This is a genomic window from Vibrio coralliilyticus ATCC BAA-450 (assembly GCF_000176135.1).
GTDB lineage: Bacteria > Pseudomonadota > Gammaproteobacteria > Enterobacterales > Vibrionaceae > Vibrio > Vibrio coralliilyticus.
The window spans coordinates 72,274-90,964 of record NZ_ACZN01000020.1 but is presented as its reverse complement, the minus strand read 5'-3'; the positions used below and the strand labels follow the sequence as shown (position 1 = coordinate 90,964).

The following is an 18,691-nucleotide window of genomic DNA, read 5'->3' as shown; positions in this document are numbered from 1 at the left end:
ATATTGGATAAATGAAGATTATAGATAGGAATAGTTTTTCTAATTTTCAGCTGAACAGATAAAAGAAAAGCCGCACTAAGGCGGCTTTGGGGGCTCACATCCTGTGAGCGAGTGTAAGGAAAAGAGCAGGTTAGATAAGTGCGCCAATACTGATCATCACAACACAGAATAGTGTTAGAATGGCTAGCAATGGTGCCACCCATTTCACCCAGCGCACATAAGGCACACGGGCAATGGCAAGGCCGCCCATAACGACTGCCGAAGTGGGGGTAATAAGGTTGACCAAGCCAGAAGCCGATTGATAAGCCGTGATGACTAGGTCGCGTCCGACACCAGCAAAGTCTGCGAGTGGAGCCATAATCGGCATAGTGAGTACTGCCAGACCAGAGGTGGAAGGCACAAGGAAAGATAGCAATATCTCAAGGAAGAACATGACATTAATGAACACGACCGACGAAAGACCGGTCACCATCTGCTCCGCTGAGTACAAGATGGTATCAGTGATCATGCCGCGGTCCATGACAACTACAATCCCGCGCGCAATACCGATGATGAGCGCTACGCCAAGTAGGTCACGAGCACCATCAATAAAGCTGTTGGTGAACTCTTCTTCGCTCATACGTGCGACGAGTCCGACTAAAATCGTTGCTGCTAAGAACATGGCTGAGATTTCTGCCATCCACCAGCCAGCAACGGAGACACCGTAGATCATCACGCCGAATGAGCCGCCGAAGATGGTTAAAATGACTTTACGTGTGGTGGTGAACTCAAGAGATTCGCCAGTTTGATTACCAAGGAAATGCGCTTTGTTCTCTTCGTATTTATCGTAAACAATCGATTTGCTCTGGTCTTCACGCACCATACGGGCATAGCGCATCACGTAGGCGACACAAATGACCCAGCCGATCACCAGCATTAAGGCACGTAGCATGATGCCATCAGTAAACGGAATGCCAGATGCGTTAGCAGCAATGACGGTGGCAAATGGGTTTATGGTGGAACCCAATACACCAATGCCTGCGCCGAGTAACACCGTGGCTGCGGCAACCAGTGGGTCGAAGCGTGCAGCCATCATCACTGGCACTAACAGGGTGTAGAATGGCAAGGATTCTTCGGCCATGCCGTAGACGGTTCCTCCAGCAGCAAACAGAGCCATTAGAATGGGTATCATCATCTCTTCTCGGCCCTGAAGGCGCTGCGTTACGCGCTCAATCCCAGCATCGATGGCGCCCGTTTTTGTCACTAGCCCCAAGAAGCCACCAATGACAAGGATGAACAGAGAAACATCAATTGCGGCGGCTTCGTAGCTATTGTGGTCATAGAAGCCGTCAATGGGTGCTAGTAGTACGTCAATGACACCTTGAGGGTTGCCTTCTACAGCTTGATAAGTACCAGTGACAGGGACTTCTCGACCCAAATCTTCATTCATTGCTCGGTCATACTGGCCAGCAGGTACTATCCAGGTCAACATCGCAACCAGCGCAATTAAAACAAACAGAATCGTGTAAGCGGAAGGGAACTTAAAGTTGGCAAAGAAGCCGCCTTTTTTTTCTTCGGTAGGTACAGTTTGGGTGGTCATGGTGATCTCCTTACTCTTACTTGTTGAATAACAAATAAAAGTGAATCAGCGACTAGAGTTATAAATATAAACTCATAAATACTAAGTTATTGGAATAGTGATAATTATTTTGAGCTGATTACGAATAGCTCTTGGAGGTTATTTTAATTATTGATAGATTTTCTAACTTTGGTGATCTTCACAAAAATATTCAGTGTTATTTTTCTGACTTTTAAATAAGTTGATAATGTTAGGGTATTTGTTTAATTAAAATGGATTTCTATTCCTTTATCAGAGGTAAGGGCAAGTTATTTAGGTCATAACTGATGATGAATAAATAAAATGAGGAATTTTATTCATTGATTCGGATTTTCATTCAGGATGATTTTTTGGGAGATCTTTTGACTAAAGTCAAAATAAAACTGTGATGTGAGACTTTTTATTGAGAACAAAATTAAAAAGGGAGCACAAGCTCCCTTTATTTTTACCGTTTTAATTAGATCAGTAGCCCACCGAAAGTGAAGCCTAATGCAACGGCTGACGCAATGGTTACCACGCCTGGGATGAAGAATGGGTGGTTAAATACGTAGCTACCGATGCGAGTTGAACCTGTGTCATCCATTTCAACGGCAGCAAGCAACGTTGGGTAAGTCGGTAGAACGAACAGAGCGCTCACTGCGGCGAAAGACGCGACTGCTGTTAGCGGAGCAACACCAATAGCAAGGGCGGCAGGCATTAGCGCGACCGTGGTTGCACCTTGTGAGTAAAGCAACATAGAGGCAAAGAACAGTACCATGGCCAGCATCCATGGGTAGTCAGCCAGCAACGCACCTGCCACTTCTTTAATGCCATCCACGTGTGCATTGACGAAGGTTGAACCTAACCAAGCCACACCTAGAACACATACACAAGCGGTCATGCCAGAACGGAAAGTCGAGGCGTTAGGAATCTTTGACGCATCAATCTTAGTGAATAGAACGATCGCTGCTGCCGCTGCCAGCATCACTGTCATGATGGCTTCGTTACGCCCAAGTGCCGGGTCAACAATCAGACCTACTGATTTAGAGATGGCCGCTGCGTAGCAAACCACGAAGCCTATTGCCGCAAGGAAAATGTACGTGGCTGTTTTTGCCGTTGGCAGAATGTCGCGCTGCTTTTCCGTTGCGAGTTTGATCAGGCCTTTCTCTAAACGCTCCTGATAAATCGGGTCATCTTTCAGTTCACTGCCCATAAAGTTAGCGACAAAGGCGCCAATCATACAAGCGATGAAGGTGGTTGGGATGCACACCGCAAGCAGTGTCAGGTAGTCAACACCCATTGGTGCCAGCATTGCAGCGAATGCTACAACCGCCGCAGAGATTGGTGAAGCGGTAATCGCGATTTGCGATGCGACCACAGCAATAGAGAGAGGACGAGATGGACGAACACCCTGACCTTTTGCGACTTCCGCGATAACCGGTAGAGTTGAAAATGCCGTGTGGCCTGTACCCGCCATTAATGTCATAAGGAAAGTGACGATAGGCGCATAAAAGGTGATGCGCTCAGGGTTCTTGCGCAAGAAGTTTTCTGCCAGTTGTACTAACCAATCCATACCACCGGCAACTTGCATTGCAGCAATTGCTGTGATGACCGACATAATGATCAGAATAACATCAACAGGAATGTATGCCTGACTGGTCGGTACGCCAAGTATTAATGACAATGCGATAACGCCTGCACCGCCCGCAAAGCCGATGCCAATACCGCCGATTCTTGCTCCTAAAAAGATAAAGAGCAGAACGACTAACAGTTCGACCGCTACCATAATAGATACCTCATATTGTTAACTTAAATTCGATTATCTAAACACTCAGTGTCTAAACGTTTAGATAATGGAAGGAGGGAGCCACTGAATGAGTTAACCCTGATAAAATTGTGGTTAACCGTATTAGTGCCTAAAAAAGGGCCCTATTGGGCCCTCCTTGGTAGCAATCTTATTCGTAGCGTTTCGCTTTATACTTAGGATGCATAAAGTTTTCAACGTTCAAGATATCGTCCAACTCTTCTTCGGTCAGTAAGCCACGTTCTAGCACTACTTCACGGACGCTCTTACCCGTTTCCGCACAGATCTTACCGACGATGTCACCTTCGTGGTGGCCAATGTATGGGTTCAGGTAAGTCACGATACCGATTGAGTTGTAAACGTAGCCTTCACAGATCTCTTTGTTGACCGTGATGCCATCAATACATTTGTCACGCAGGTTGACACACGCGTTAGATAGTAGAGAAATGGACTCGAACATGCTTTGCGCGATGACAGGCTCCATCACGTTTAGCTGTAGCTGACCACCTTCTGCGGCAAATGAGATGGTGTTGTCATTACCTAGTACTTTGAAACACACTTGGTTGACCACTTCTGGTACCACAGGGTTAACTTTAGCTGGCATGATAGAAGAGCCTGCTTGCAGCTCTGGGAGGTTAAGTTCGTTTAGACCTGAACGTGGGCCAGAAGATAGCAGGCGCAGGTCATTACAGATCTTAGACAGTTTGACCGCCAATCGCTTCAACGCGCCATGTGTCATTACATAAGCACCACAGTCTGAAGTTGCCTCAATCAGATCTTCTGCTGGGACTACGTCTAGGCCAGTCACGTCAGCTAAGTGTTTCACTGCCAGTTTCTGATAGCCTTCAGCTGCGTTCAAACCGGTACCGATCGCAGTGGCACCTAAGTTAATTTCAAGCAGTAGCTTTGAAGTGTACTCAAGGGCACGGATTTCTTCATTCAGAGTCACCGCCCATGCGTGGAACTCTTGACCTACGGTCATTGGTACCGCGTCTTGAAGCTGAGTACGACCCATTTTAAGCACGTCTTTGAACTCTTGGCTCTTAAGCTCAAATGCACCTTTCAGGTACTCAATCGCTTCAATCAGAGTGTGAACACTGTTGTAAACGGCGATACGGAAACCCGTTGGGTAAGCACAGTTAGTCGACTGGCTCTTATTAACGTGGTCATTTGGGTTAACGAATTCGTACTGACCTTTTTCCTTGCCCATCAGCTCAAGTGCGACGTTGGCGATCACTTCGTTGGTGTTCATGTTGACTGATGTGCCTGCACCGCCTTGGAAGACGTCTGAAGGGAACTGATCCATGCACTTACCTGTTTCAAGGATCAAATCACACGCTTCAACCACGTATTTCGCGACATCTTTAGGAATAACGCCTAACTCTTTGTTTGCTAACGCCGCGGCTTTCTTGGTCATAACCATGCCACGGACAAATTCAGGTACGTCTGAAATCGTGACATTTGAGATGTTGAAGTTTTCGATAGCGCGTAGCGTGTGGATGCCGTAGTAAGCGTCGGCAGGAACGTGGCGTTCGCCAAGTAGGTCTTCTTCGATACGAGTGGCTGCAGCTGCAGTGCTTGGAGTATCAGTTAGGGTAGCCATCACAGGATCCTTAGATAATTATTCTGATGATAAAGTAAAATGCTAGCCATTCTGCAGTGTAAGAATCCTTTCGTCAGAATTTTTGGCTGTAAAATCCGTCCTGACTTATGGGGCTCATGATACTGTACCCAGCGGATAAAAATAGTAGCTTGATCACCTTTTTTGCTTTTGTTTAGTTAAACTTTTGCAAGATATGAACAGGGTATTAATAACCACAAAGTAGTAGTGGTTTATTGAGATTTCTATCACTCTTTTTTACAGCTTTAATTTGAGCTTGAATCAGCTTTGGGCTTACACTGGGCCTAACAAAGGAGGGCGTGTGTTTCCTATCTTATTATTGATGTTTATTTTCGTTCCTATTATTGAAATAGGCCTGTTTATTTCGGTCGGCGGTTACTTAGGATTGTGGCCGACGATCGCACTGGTACTGATTACCGCGTTTGTCGGTGCGTCTTTGGTACGCAGCCAAGGTTTACAGACTTTGATGTCAGTGCAAAACCGCTTGCAGCAAGGCGAGCTGCCTGCTCAGCAAATTCTTGAAGGTGTGATGCTAGCGGTCTCAGGGGTACTACTGCTGACACCGGGCTTTATGACCGATGCGCTCGGCATGTTGGTGCTATTACCGGCACCACGCGCTGCGATGGCAAAATACCTTATGAGTAAGATGACGGTGCAGTCTGTCGGTGGTGGCTTTCAAGGCGGCTTCGGTTCTGGAAACTTCCAACAAGGCCCTTTTGATCAAGACCCGTTTAATCAACAACCTAAAGACGGTAATACGTTTGAAGGGGAATATGAGCGTAAGGATGGAGACGATAATAATCGCCTTAATTAACGGACAAAACCCCGCGAACACTTGATAAATAAAGGCGCAATCACAGCGCCTTTATTTGTATTTGCCTCTAGAGCTTTAATTCTATTTATAAGCAAAAGCTAAACTAAATCAGCGATCTATTCTCATTTGTGCAACAAACGTTTCACCTTATGTTTAAACTTTGAAGTCTCTTCAAATATTCAGCATATCTATGAGATCGAAATCTCACTGTCACTGAATGTTGTTTTTAGTTTCATGAAAAAGATAAACACTTGTCGTGCTTTATAAGTCTTTTCTCAATAGAAAAGGTGATTTGGAACACGCTTTCTCAACCCTATACAACACGGAAAGCGATGCAAGGTGGACAGAATGAAACAAAAACTAACCCCAACCTTACTTGCAGCAGTGGTCGCAAGTGCTCTCTCCGCTCCAGCCATGGCGGATATCGTAATTTCTCAGTACGTTGAAGGTAGCAGTAACAATAAAGCTATTGAGATTGCCAACACTGGCGATTCAGCAGTGACGCTGGATGGCTATGAGCTAGCGAAATCGACCAACGGCGGCGGTGAGTGGGGCAGCAAACTGGCTTTAGATGGCCGTGTACTGGAAGCGCAAAGCGTTCTGGTTGTTGCACACACAAGTTCAAGTGATGAAATTAAAGCAGTAAGCGACATCCTAAATGGTTCAGTAATCGGATTTAACGGTAATGATCCGGTTGCGCTACTTAAAGACGGCAACGTACATGACGTATTGGGTAACATGGGCGGCTCAGATTTCGCAAAAGATGTCACTCTGGTACGTAATGTTGATGCGATGACGCCTTCTTCTACTTATGACGCTTCTCAATGGTCATCGCTGGCAAAAGACAGCATCGAAGGTCTAGGTGTACTGGATGGCGGTGAGACACCAGAGCCGTTCGCTTGTACTCAAGATGGTGCTGAACCTGTCTTTACATCGATTCAAGAAATTCAAGGTGAAGGTGATACGTCTCCATTCATCAATGGCTATCCATACATCACAGATGAAGACTTCTTCGTCAAAGGTGTGGTTAGTGCAGTGACCACAGGTCTAACAAAGGGCTTCTATCTACAAGCACTGGAAGATGACTACAACCCGAAAACATCGGAAGGTTTGTTCGTCCATACTAACCAGTCAAGCTCTGATCTCCAGCCTGGCGATGTGGTTTGTGTGAAAGGTAAAGTTCAAGAGAACTACAACCTGACGCAACTAAAAGCAGAAAACAACAACTGGGTTAAGCAAGGTGAGCAATCTGCTCCAGCAGCGACAGCGATTGAAGTGATGGCGGATGACGCTAACTTCGACCAGACGCTAGAGCGTTACGAAGGCATGCTGGTTAAGACCACTGAAGCGCTGGATATGCGTGTGACTCGCACCTTTGGTTACGATTACGCATCGCGTCGTAACAACATGGTTGTTGCTCAAGGCCGCATCAATATGCACCCTAACCAGAACTTTGCAGCAGGTTCTGACGAAGCGAAACAGCAGAGCACAGAAAACGCAGAGCGTCGCCTATTCGTTGAGTCTGATGCAAAAGCAGCTAACGGCACGGTTCCTTACTACCCAGACTTTGGCCGTACGGACGCTGACCAGAATGGTTCCACAGAAGACTACATCCGCATCGACGATACCATCGTTGGCCTAGAAGGTGTCCTAAGCTACAGCTACGGTGACTACCGTCTGATTGCGACTAACACCTTAACGAACGAAAACTTCGTACGTAACGATCCTCGTACTGAAGGCATCGATATGGAAGAAGGCGATCTTCGTATCGCGACATTCAACGTACTTAACTACTTCAACTCTCCGTTTGGTGGTGACGCTAACCAGCACGGCGACAACCGTGGTGCCAACAGCTTTGAAGAGTTTGAAGTTCAGCAGGCGAAAATTGTTAACGCAATTCTACGCCTTGACGCTGATATCATTGGTTTGATGGAAATCGAAAACAATGGCTTTGGTGACAGTGGTGCTATTCGTCAGCTTGTTGAGCAGCTAAACCAGCGTATCGATAAGAAGAAAGACCGTTACGACTTCGTTGCCGTTGACAGCAATGGCGATAAAGTGACGGATGAGAACGACTCAATTGGTACTGACGTTATCACTACAGGCGTTATCTACCGCTCTAAAGTGGCGAAGCTGAAAGAAGTACGCGTTATCGAGATGCCAAGTCAGCAAGCGCCTGAAGTGCTAGATGACGACGGTAAAGTGATCGAAGATGGTAAGAACTACCAACGTAACTCACTGGCGCCAACGTTCAAGATCAAAGGCACAGATGAGAAGATCACGGTTGCCATCAACCACTTCAAATCGAAAGGTTCTAAATGTTGGGAAGACGCAGCACCCGTTGACCAAGGTGGTCAGGGCGGTGTAGATGCTGACCAACAAGGCTCTTGTGAAAACTTCCGTGTTGCAGCGGCGGTTGCACTGGGCGATGCGCTGAAAGAGATCAAAGGTCATAAAGTAATTCTTGGTGACTTGAACTCTTACGGTATGGAAGATCCAATGCTGGTTCTGACGGATTACAGTGAAGAGAAATACGGTAAGCAGATCAAAGCGGCACGCAATACCTTCATTGGTGACACAGAGCAGTTTGGTGACCATGGTGCGGTTATTACGGAAGGGTATAACTACATTAATGCTGTTGCGATGAAGCACCCTAATAGCTGGAGCTACTCGTACAATGATGAAGTGGGCGCGCTAGACCACCTACTAATCAGCCCAAGCCTGAAGAAGCACTTTGTGGATGCGACAGATTGGCATATCAATGGCGGCGAATCGACACTATTTGATTACAACGATGAGTATAAAGGTGACTTACCGAAGTACAACGATCATTTCCGCTCTTCTGACCACGATCCAGCAGTTCTAGAACTGAACATGGCAGGTTCGTTCGGTTTTGGTGCTCTAATGTCATTGTTTGGCTTAGCGCTATGGCGTCGTCGTAAGTAAGCCACTCTTTTATAGAGACCAAGTAAAAACCGCCACATTCAGTGGCGGTTTTTTTATTCGTATAGGTCCGTTGGAACTTCGGTCTCGCAACGTGCTAGATCATAATCACGAGTAGTACCGCTATTGCCGCGGAATTGCATTCTTACAATCATTCCACGTTCGACGTACCAACGTAATTCTTCACAAGAGTATCGGTAGCTTAACTCGATAATGTGGGCAGTCGCCCAGCGAGAGTTACCTGGTAAGCTCGCCGAGTAGTAGATTACACCGTGATCTGTGACTCTTAAGTCTTTGATATCACTAAGATATTCTTTTGCTGTATTAATTGTTTCTTGATCAGCGGTTGGCTGAAGTTCTTCTAGGCTTTTCGTTTTACAAGCGCTCAAAGCCAACGCTGAAAGGCACGCCACTGCGATGTGTTTTAGTTTCATTATTGTTCTCGGTTGATATGAGATTAAGGACAAACCTTAAGGAAGAGTGGATTTTATTTATAAGTTATATCAATGTGTAGTGATAATTTTATAAAACTAAAATAAGTGTGAACTTAGATACATCGACTTCCAACTGAAAGCATCTGTTTGATAAAAACAAAGCTTCTATTGCGCTTTGAGTTTTTACCTAGCCCAACTATCTCCTGTCTTATATTCATTTTTACTAATTTAACTAACTGAAACCAAAGTGCTATTTATTCGATTGCATTGTGATTTATATCATATCTATGAATTAATAAGTTGAGCTTATATAAGTATTGATTAGTATCTGTGCTCTTTTATAAATTTCTCATATGATTCGTTTAATTGCGAAGGGCGGTAGCGTATCCAGTTACCGCGTTAAAGACTGAAATTTAATCAATGATGACTAAAAAATACTATGTCTTCGCAGTGGCTTTACTCATTTCCATTGCTGGCGCTTTATACGCAACGTTTTCAAGGCAGATAGCTCAGCCAATCACCGATGAGATGACGACTTTGGATGACAGCCGCGAATCGTTACCCCAAATAAAACTGAGTGAAGATGCGAATTTCCCTTCACCGGTGATTCAGCTTCAGCAAACCATTGCCCATGGTTTAGTTGAAGTGGAGAAAGCGGAACTCCCACTCCTTCGTGGAGACCTAGCGGAATTTTCACAAAGCAATATCCAAGAACAATATCAGCCTCCCGCAGAGCTTGAGAATCTGCAACTGAGGCTAAAAAGGCTGCAATCCATCAGTCAATAATCAATTCGCGACCTGAACTTTCAGAGTAACAAGCGTAATCCAATTAAGAATATAAACAGCAGTGGCTTATATGAAATCGAATCGTTTCACTCATACCTATGCGGTGTATGTTGTTTCACTACTGGCGGCAGCCTTTTCGCACCCAGCTCTCTCGCTAACCTCAGAAGAAGGAAAAAGCATTGAGCTATCTGGTGATTTTTCTGCGTCAGGCGGTCAGGCGACATACTCGCTGCCTATAGCGGTATCTCCGGGGCGTGCAGGATTACAACCTTCTGTGAGTTTGGAATATCGTAGTGACTCTCCTAACGGCATGCTTGGTATGGGATGGAGCTTAGGCGGGCTCTCTTCTATTTCTCGTTGCGGTAAAAACCTCAATAAAGATGGCCGTTGGGGAGGGGTTCGATTTAATGCGGATGACCGTTTTTGTCTTGATGGTCAGCGCTTGATTGCAGTCTCTGGCCGCGATGGAGAAAACCTGACCGAGTATCGAGTGGAAACAAACGGCTACTCGAAGATCGTTTCATTTGGCCGTGCGGGTAATGGGCCAGCCAGCTTTAAAGTCTGGTACAAGGATGGCTCGGTGTATGAATATGGTGCGACGTCTGATTCGCGAGCTGAGCTACCTGGTCAGTCGCACGTTTATAAATGGTCACTGAATAAGATCACTGATACCAGCAAAAACAACCACGTACAGTTCAGCTACCGTGAAGACAATAGTAATGGTACGCATCGAATTGACAATATCAGCTATGTAGGTGGTAAGGTCAGCTTTGAGTATGAAGCGAGAACGGATCAAATCGCGCAATATCTGTTTGGTAGCCAGTTAAAACGAAATGTACGCTTAAAAACTATCAAGACTTTTGACGCCAGCAACGCCCCTGTAGGGAGCTATAACCTTAAATATACTTACTCTGGGATCACCGCCCGAAGTCTACTAAATACGGTGGATTACTGCAGCAATGGCCAGTGCAGTACAGAAATCAATTTCTCTTGGAATAATAGCCATAACGTTCTTAGTAGGACCTCGACCAGTCTCAATTTTGAAGAAGTGAGCTTCTTTGATACCGACCGAAATGGAATGTTTGAACCCTATGGGATGTCTAAAAAAACGCCAAATCCTGCATGTTTAGGCTATAAAAGTCACTTAAACCAAGGTGTTGCTAAAGGCTTGAAAGGTGAGACGATTAACAACGTAGGTGGTTATGCGCTTTCCGGTAGCCTAGATTCTCCTAATTTGGTGGCGAGATCCTATGAATACAATATAAAGGGTTCAGAATGTGCACGTCGTGCCGGTCATTCAGACAATAGCAGTGACCGGGTTAGTTATGACTATTATTTGGATACAAAGAACCGGCTCAAAAGCTACTCTCCTAATACTAATGGTGTAATGGCAACCTACCAGTCTGAGCACTCTGCAGCCGACTTAAATGGAGATGGAAAGGAAACGCTCTTCTTGTCACCAAAGGGTACGTCTTACCCTATATCTGGTATTGCTGATATCGATAATGACGGTAAAGATGACTACTACGTTAAGTATACGAGTGATTTGGTCTTCTATTTATCAAGCCGTTCTTATAAAGAGTATGTGTTCCGTAGTGAAACTCCGCAGTGGCGACCAGATTTAGCTTTTCTCGCAGACGTAAACAGCGATGGTTACAAAGACCTAATTGCAGCGGGTGGTAACCAAGGCACCATTCGCGTCTATCTATTTAATGGTCATAGTTTTGTACACAGGTTTACTTCTGGGCGTTTGCATGGCGATGATTTAAAGAAAATCAAAGTCATCGACTACAACGCTGATGGTTACCCTGAAGTTTACGTTAACGGACGTTTCTACAAAAACAATTTCGGTAATATCAATTTTAGTCAGACCATTGGGTCAAACGTTTCGAAAATTGAGCAATTGGTTGACTACAATTCCGATGGTATCGTTGATTTTGTTCGCAATGATAACGACAAGTTATACTTGCTAACGTCTAGCGCATACCCGACAGATAAAATATCCAAGATTGAAGAGTTTGCGATTGAATACCGCGTTAGCTACAAATTAGCGACAGATACAAGTGTCCATAAACAAAAGCGTTACTACAGCTTCCCTTACGTTAACTCAACCCCGACCGCTTACCTTGTCTCTAGCGTTGTTAAACAGCCTAAAGGTTATGCATCCACCTCATATAGCTATCAGTATGAAGGGGCGAAGTCGCACTATTTGGGTGGTGGCTTCCTTGGGTTTGAAAAAATCACCGAAACAGAAAATGCAGAGGTCACCACTCGTACAGAAACCATATTTGAACAGCTGGATGTGGTGAAGGCGGGTGAGCCAAAGCTCGTATCCGTATTCAAAAACAATAAGAAAGTATCGGAAACATCGTACAGCTATCAAAAGTTGACCAATCAAGGCTACGGAGCCAAGTACTACCAGCTTTATGCTAATAAAGTCGTTAAGAAAAAGTATGGTTTGAGCAGCAGTGCAGTTGAGCGTCAGGAAGTGATTACTCGCTCAATGGATCGCTTTGGCAACTTAATCAATGAAAAATCAGAATTATCCAGTGAATTAGAAGGTGCGGGCAACTTTACCAGCAACACCCAATATCAATACGTCTCAACGGGTGTTAATCAAAACCATTACATTTATGACATTACCAGCGTTAGTAACGTCAACAATTTAGACACTCTGCTTCGTACTTATAAAGCGGGCATGGGGCGCTATTGTGGTGAAAACGGCGAAGTGTTCTTTAAGCCCAATGACTACATTGTGTTGATCCACAGTGATGTTGATATTCCTCTCGTTCTAGAGCGCTACGATAGTTATTTCAAATACCAGAGCAGTTCTTACAGCGTTGATCTCGATGGTTTAACGGTCTACAAAGGCCAACTTGCCAGCTCAAGCGCCAGCGAATTTAACAACTCAAACGCTAAGTCGTGCGGAAGCTATTCGTATAATGACTATGATGGTGACGGCAATATGGAGTTCACCACATCGTCAATGACGCGTGTGCAGACTGTCGGCCAAACGGGCGAGAATTATTGGAAGATCGGCGCCGTTGCCAGTTCTATCTCTACCATTGTTGATAACACCACCAATCTGAAGAGAACCATCGCGAACCAGTATGATTACAGTAGCAATGGTTTCCTTATCTCAGACAAAACAACCAGCTCGGATTATGAGTCAAGTGGTGATATTGCATTGGCTGGGAAATCGATCACCACACAATATAGCTATGATGATTGGGGTAATGTTGTCAGCCAAAGTGTAGAAGGCGCTGATTTGGCTAAACGCACGACGACCACCCAGTTTGATGCACAAGGTTTATTCTCAACAGCTTCCACCAATGCCGTTGGTCACCGCACGTCAACACAGTTTGATGCTCAAGGAAGGCTTAAACAGTCTGTGAGTCCGCTAAAAGGCCGCACCACAGGTTACACCTATGATGTTTTCAGTCGCGTAATGACAGAAACCCTACCGGGCACTGGCAATATCAACCACACCAGTTACGGTTTGGGTAGCCAATGTAAAGATGGAACGTCGCAAACCGTCAGCTGTGTTACGACATCGCCTGCGACAGGCGGCAAAGTGGTGACGCATTTTGACTACGCTGGAAGAGAAATCCGAAAACTGCATACAGGGTTTAGTGGCCAGCTTGTGGTAGTGGATACTCGTTGGGACCGTAATGGCCGTAAAGTCAGCGTAACCCGACCTCAGTTCCTTAGCAAAAAATCGCCTGCGCCAATAGTCACTTTTAGCTACGACGAGTTAAACCGTGAGTTGACTAAGTCGGAGCCTGCAAGCAACGGTGGTGTAGCCAGCTTTACCACCCGTTATCAAGGCTACTTAACTTCTGTGACTGATGCCCGAGGTTTTGAACACAGTACTTTGACCAACATCATGGGTCATATACTGCGCAAAAATGAGCCAGATAGCGCGTACCAAACCTATCAGTACTATCCGGATGGAAAACTACGTTCAAGCACGGATTCCGCAGGTAACACGACTCAAATCCGCTATGACAATTTAGGTCATCGTAATTCATTGGATGACTCAGATATGGGCCAGTGGAGTTACAACTACAACGCAGCGGGCGAACTGGTTTACAAGCGCGATGCGAAAGGAACGGTCACAACGATTGAGTACGATAGCCTTGGCCGAAAAGTGAAGCAGACCGAAGGGAGTAACGTTTCTACCTGGCGTTATGATGAACGCGGCGCGCTTGGCACCCTATCTGGTTTTGCTGGTAATGGCAGTGAAACGGACTATTACTATAATACCGCCGGTCTTACTGAAGAAGTCGCCGTTCAAGTTGGTGACGAGAAGTTCAGTACCCATTACTTCTACGATAAGTTCGAGCGTGTTGCTAGGGAAGTTCGACCAAATGGCATCGATACCACACTTGCCGGTGCGGCCAAGTTATTGAGCAGCACCAACAGCAACGATCGCCTAGCGGTTGAATATGTTTATAACCCTTATGGCTACGTCGCAGGGGTACGCAGCCCGCGAAATTATGCAGATGAAGTCTTTACCAGTGCTAGTTTCCGTGAAGGTATTCGTGAGCTGCTGAATGATGCGATAGCACAAGCCAATGTTTACCTAACTAAGGCAGAGCGCTACGCCACTCAGGAAAGCTTCTTTACCACTAAGGCGGCTGAGTACAATAGCAAAACCGTTAATGTGCACAATCTGGATGCCTCCTCGCAAGCCTTGCTGGGTGACGGCTATCGCTATAAGCAGTGGTGTAATGACCAAGGCGAATGTTACTTACGTCCAGCGACTTGGGTGTTGCTCCATGATGATGTCTCTATCCCACTAGATATTACGCTGGAAGGCGCGATTTATCGCCTAACGACTACCTTAGCCAATAGCCAACCGGGAGTGCGTAACTACAATGCGACCATCCATACGGTGCCAGCTTCGGAGTTTAATGCGCAAAACTTGAGTGCTTCACATGACTTCTTACTGACTGACTATGACAGCAATGGTCAGAAAGATCTGATGAGCAATAACGATATCTACATTGCTCAGGCGGATAGTGAAACACGTGACGAACTGTTGTTTGCTGCCGATGACTTATCTGAAGCTGCAACGGTGGCAACCACTCGCTATAAGTTCTACACCGACCTTGCAAGCCAGTTGATTAACCTGTCAGAAAAAGTGGCAGAGTTGAGTGGTTTGAACTGTGAATATGCAAATCAACTGGGAGGGAATCAGCTAGAGGCCTCTTCTCGTAATCATTGTGAGAATACTCAGCAATCTAGCCAAGCTGATCACCTCAATATGATTCTGACTCAATCAGAAATGGAAGAGTCATTAGATAACCCAGCCTACCTTTACTATTGGCAACGTCGTGAAACCGATGCGTATGATCATACGTTATCTGAAACGCTGGGTAATGGCCTGGTTAACACCTACAGCCATGATGCCAATACCGGTCGACCGAATTATATTACTACTCACAAAGCGAATGTGTTGTTTGATCCGCGCCTCTCTGCAAGTACCAGCCAAGGGCGTAATATCCGCTTTATTCAGTATCGCTACGATAATCACAATAACGTGACCTATCGATACGATGAGCAGTTGGGCATTACCGATACCTGGACGTACGATGGTTTAGATCGCGTCACCAGCAATGCCATCAGTTTGGCAAATAAAACGCAACACGGAGTAAACAATCCGGACCTAGCGGGGCCGTTTAATTACCGTTATGACAAGCTGGGCAATCTGATCCATAAATCCGACATTGGAGACTACCACTACAGCGGCCAGCAGGCAGGACCACATGCCGTGACAAAAGCCAATGGGCTAAATTACCAATATGACAATAACGGTAATATGCTGCGCGCATGGGCGGATGGCAACTCGGCCAATGAGCGAGAACTGGAATGGACGGAATTCAACAAGCCGAACAAGATTACCCGCAACGGTAAAACCGTCGAGTTTTTCTATGACGCTAACCATAATCGTTATCTGAAGAAGAACAGCGACGGCATTGAAACCTTCTACTTTGGCAAGAGCTATGAGCGAGTCAAGGATACCAATACAGGGATTGTTCAACACAAACACTTTGTTTATGCCGATGGCAAGCTAATCGCACTCAATACTCAGACTAAGGGTGCAGAAGACGACTTGCAGGATAAACAAGTCCGTTACCTTCATTACGATGCGCTGAACTCGGTCGATATGATTACCGATGGCTACGGTTTAGTGGTAGAGCGACGCAGTTACGATACATGGGGTAAGCAACGTAAAGTGGCATGGTCCGACAAAGGGCCGTTGGATGTGGTACAAAGCGCCATTACTAACCGCGGTTATACCGGACATGAAGAAATTACCGAAGTTGGCCTAGTTCATATGAATGGCCGAGTCTATGACCAAGAGCTTGGGAGGTTTTTAAGTGCGGATCCCTATATTCAAGAGCCATACAGAACAAATAGTTTTAATCGGTACTCTTATGTGATGAACAATCCTTTGAAATATACCGATCCAAAAGGATATTGGTTTCAGGATGAAAATGGGAATGGATTAACAGGGACATGTAATACAGACAGTACAACTACCAACGGAATAACGGGAAGTGAAGGAGATTGGGGGACCGATGATAATGGTAACTTTTATGTGCGTGAAGATATAGCTGAGGATGGAATTGGCTACACCATGGAATACGCAAAGCGCTGGTGGGAGGGCCTTTGGGGGGGGCCTGGTAATACAAAGTACGATCAACTGAAGATGAGCGCCCGCAATGCCGTAAATCAATGTAGTCGAGGACGATGTGGCACAATGCAATACAATGCGATTAATAGTTTCAAAGAAATAAGCTATGAAAGGTATGCAAGAAACTTTGGAAAAGGTTTTGTTAGTAGTGTATTCGCAGGTTTTCAGGTTGTAGGTGGTGTTGGTCAAGTAGTTTTAGGGGGGTTGACGGTTCAATACGCTATTGGAGTACCGCTTTCAATGCATGGAGTTGCAAATATCCAAGAAGGAGTTACAACTTGGGGTAGTATGTTGGGGGTCGCACAACAACAAAATTATATGAAAGAGATTTACGGAACTTTAGGGGCTGGGCCTTTATATAACGAAATAGATTTGGCTTTAAGTGTTGGTGGTTTTGGCTTTGCAAAGTATACATCAGCTACATTAAGATTACCTGCTGAATACCCTACTGGTAGTCTTGGTTCGCCTGTTTTAACAAAAGATACTGTGTCGGCGTATGGCCAATATGCTGGAACTATGGGTCTCGTCGATATAAGCAATATAGTTAAAGGTGGAATGGAGTTTGATATAGAAGAAGATGAAAATTTAAAATGATGTTGTTAACTTTAGCTATAATAACTTCCATAATTAGTTTTTTCATTAAATGGAAAAGACTAAATATTCTTGGTATAAGCACGATGATATCTGGAGGGATATCGTTAGCATGTATGGATATATACAGCGGCAATGTTCTAATGTTGGTTTTTTCAACTATAATTTTGATTTTTAATGTTATTTTGCATTTTTCTCCTGATTAATTATATGTAGTTTTTAATTACATCATCCTTTACTTATTCATCAGTTATTGAAGGTAAGAAGATTGTTGAGTTTAAATCTCATGCAGAACCTTATTCTGGTGGCAGTAGTTGGGATAATCAGTCATGGATCACCCTCGAAGGGATCACAAGTGTTGGTGATGATTGTCAGCCTCAGCCGTGGTCAAATGGGTTAGCATAAAAATTATTGCAAATAAAAATAGCACTTTTACTACTTTTTTACTCTTATGAATACGTTTTAAATAGTGACGTTACGAAGATAATTATTCTCAATTAATTTCATTTCAATAATTAGTTGATAAAACTAACGAATTATCCCGAATCATTGAGTAAAACTGATTAACTAGTTTACCTTGACTAATACTAAAGGACTAACAATGAAAAAATATTTTACCTTTCTTATTCTACTGCTTAGCTTCGGTGTAAGCGCAACAGAAGAATCACCAACTGGGTTGATTAAAAGAATACAAGCTTATTCTGTTCATGGGGATGTTTTTATTAGTATGGAAACTAATGGTCAGCAATGTAGCACTGGATACTTTATAGATAAAGTCAGCCCTGGTTATGAATCGATTTTAAGTATGTTACTTGCGGCCTACCAAGCCAATACGCCAATATCAATATTTGCCTATGAAGACCAACGATGGTCGGGGACTACTGCCCCTGTATGTAAAATATTTAGCGTGGTTTATGCGCGTTAGTAGCCAAGTTAGCAGACAGAAAAGTTTAAGATAATTAGGTATTACGAAAGATATATGATCTGGATTCAGGGAGTAATTTAAATTTTCCTTTGGATTTAATTTAAACCTCCAGATAGATAACAATACTTGTAATTAAAACTTATAATTAACAAGCGCTACCTATGGTATTAAAATGTTTATGAAATATATACTTCCCATCCTGTTGGCACTCACATCATCCTTCGCTTATTCATCAATCATCGAAGGTAAGAAGATTGTTGAGTTTAAATCTCATGCAGAACCTTATTCAGGTGGTAGTAGTTGGGACAATGCGTCATGGATTACCCTCGAAGGGGTCACAAGCGTTGGTGATAATTGTCAGCCTCAGTCTTGGTCAAATGGGTTAGCACCATTTTATATTGATGGCGAGAGCGAGACATTATTCTTTCTTACTTTGGCCACCTAATTAGTATAACTCTGTAAGTGGAACTTATTTATGTTAGAAGAAAACCTTA

Annotated in this window: 10 protein-coding genes; 6 read left to right on the top strand and 4 right to left on the bottom strand. The window is 44.5% G+C overall.

Features of this window, described 5'->3' with window-relative positions:
- Positions 1–130: 130 nt before the first annotated feature.
- The 3 genes from VIC_RS25320 to aspA all read right to left on the bottom strand — a co-directional run bounded on the left by VIC_RS25320 (position 131) and on the right by aspA (position 4,983).
- Positions 131–1,579 (bottom strand): YfcC family protein, encoded by a 1,449-nt coding sequence (locus VIC_RS25320; RefSeq protein ID WP_006963251.1) that lies wholly within the window; start codon positions 1,577–1,579, stop codon positions 131–133.
- Between the two features lie 475 nt (positions 1,580–2,054).
- Entirely contained in the window at positions 2,055–3,362 is a 1,308-nt protein-coding gene (locus VIC_RS25315) for an anaerobic C4-dicarboxylate transporter (protein ID WP_006963250.1), read from the bottom strand.
- Between the two features lie 169 nt (positions 3,363–3,531).
- Positions 3,532–4,983 carry an aspartate ammonia-lyase gene (aspA, locus tag VIC_RS25310; protein WP_006963249.1) on the bottom strand — a complete coding sequence of 484 codons (1,452 nt, stop codon included), beginning with the start codon at positions 4,981–4,983 and terminating at the stop codon, positions 3,532–3,534.
- Positions 4,984–5,302: 319 nt separating this feature from the next.
- Here aspA and VIC_RS25305 point away from each other — a divergent pair, with 319 nt between their 5' ends.
- Positions 5,303–5,815, top strand: a complete 513-nt coding sequence (locus tag VIC_RS25305; RefSeq protein WP_006963248.1) for an FxsA family protein — start codon at positions 5,303–5,305, stop codon at positions 5,813–5,815.
- 348 nt (positions 5,816–6,163) lie between these two features.
- The gene (locus VIC_RS25300) at positions 6,164–8,761 is read left to right on the top strand and encodes an ExeM/NucH family extracellular endonuclease (protein ID WP_006963247.1); all 2,598 of its coding nucleotides are present in this window, start codon (positions 6,164–6,166) and stop codon (positions 8,759–8,761) included.
- Positions 8,762–8,814: 53 nt separating this feature from the next.
- On the opposite strand, the gene VIC_RS25295 is transcribed toward VIC_RS25300, so the two are convergent.
- Positions 8,815–9,192 (bottom strand): putative periplasmic lipoprotein, encoded by a 378-nt coding sequence (locus VIC_RS25295; protein ID WP_006963246.1) that lies wholly within the window; start codon positions 9,190–9,192, stop codon positions 8,815–8,817.
- A 420-nt stretch (positions 9,193–9,612) separates the two neighbouring features.
- Between VIC_RS25295 and VIC_RS25290 the strand changes: the two genes are divergently transcribed.
- The 4 genes from VIC_RS25290 to VIC_RS25270 all read left to right on the top strand — a co-directional run bounded on the left by VIC_RS25290 (position 9,613) and on the right by VIC_RS25270 (position 18,642).
- The gene (locus VIC_RS25290; RefSeq protein WP_006963245.1) at positions 9,613–9,978 is read left to right on the top strand and encodes a hypothetical protein; all 366 of its coding nucleotides are present in this window, start codon (positions 9,613–9,615) and stop codon (positions 9,976–9,978) included.
- Between the two features lie 70 nt (positions 9,979–10,048).
- On the top strand, positions 10,049–17,275 hold the full coding sequence (locus tag VIC_RS25285; protein ID WP_006963244.1) for an RHS repeat-associated core domain-containing protein: 7,227 nt from the start codon (positions 10,049–10,051) through the stop codon (positions 17,273–17,275).
- Positions 17,276–17,873: 598 nt separating this feature from the next.
- Complete coding sequence (locus VIC_RS25275; protein ID WP_039952717.1) at positions 17,874–18,197, top strand: hypothetical protein; 324 nt, start codon at positions 17,874–17,876, stop codon at positions 18,195–18,197.
- A gap of 172 nt (positions 18,198–18,369) precedes the next feature.
- Entirely contained in the window at positions 18,370–18,642 is a 273-nt protein-coding gene (locus tag VIC_RS25270) for a hypothetical protein (protein WP_039952715.1), read from the top strand.
- Positions 18,643–18,691: the final 49 nt, after the last annotated feature.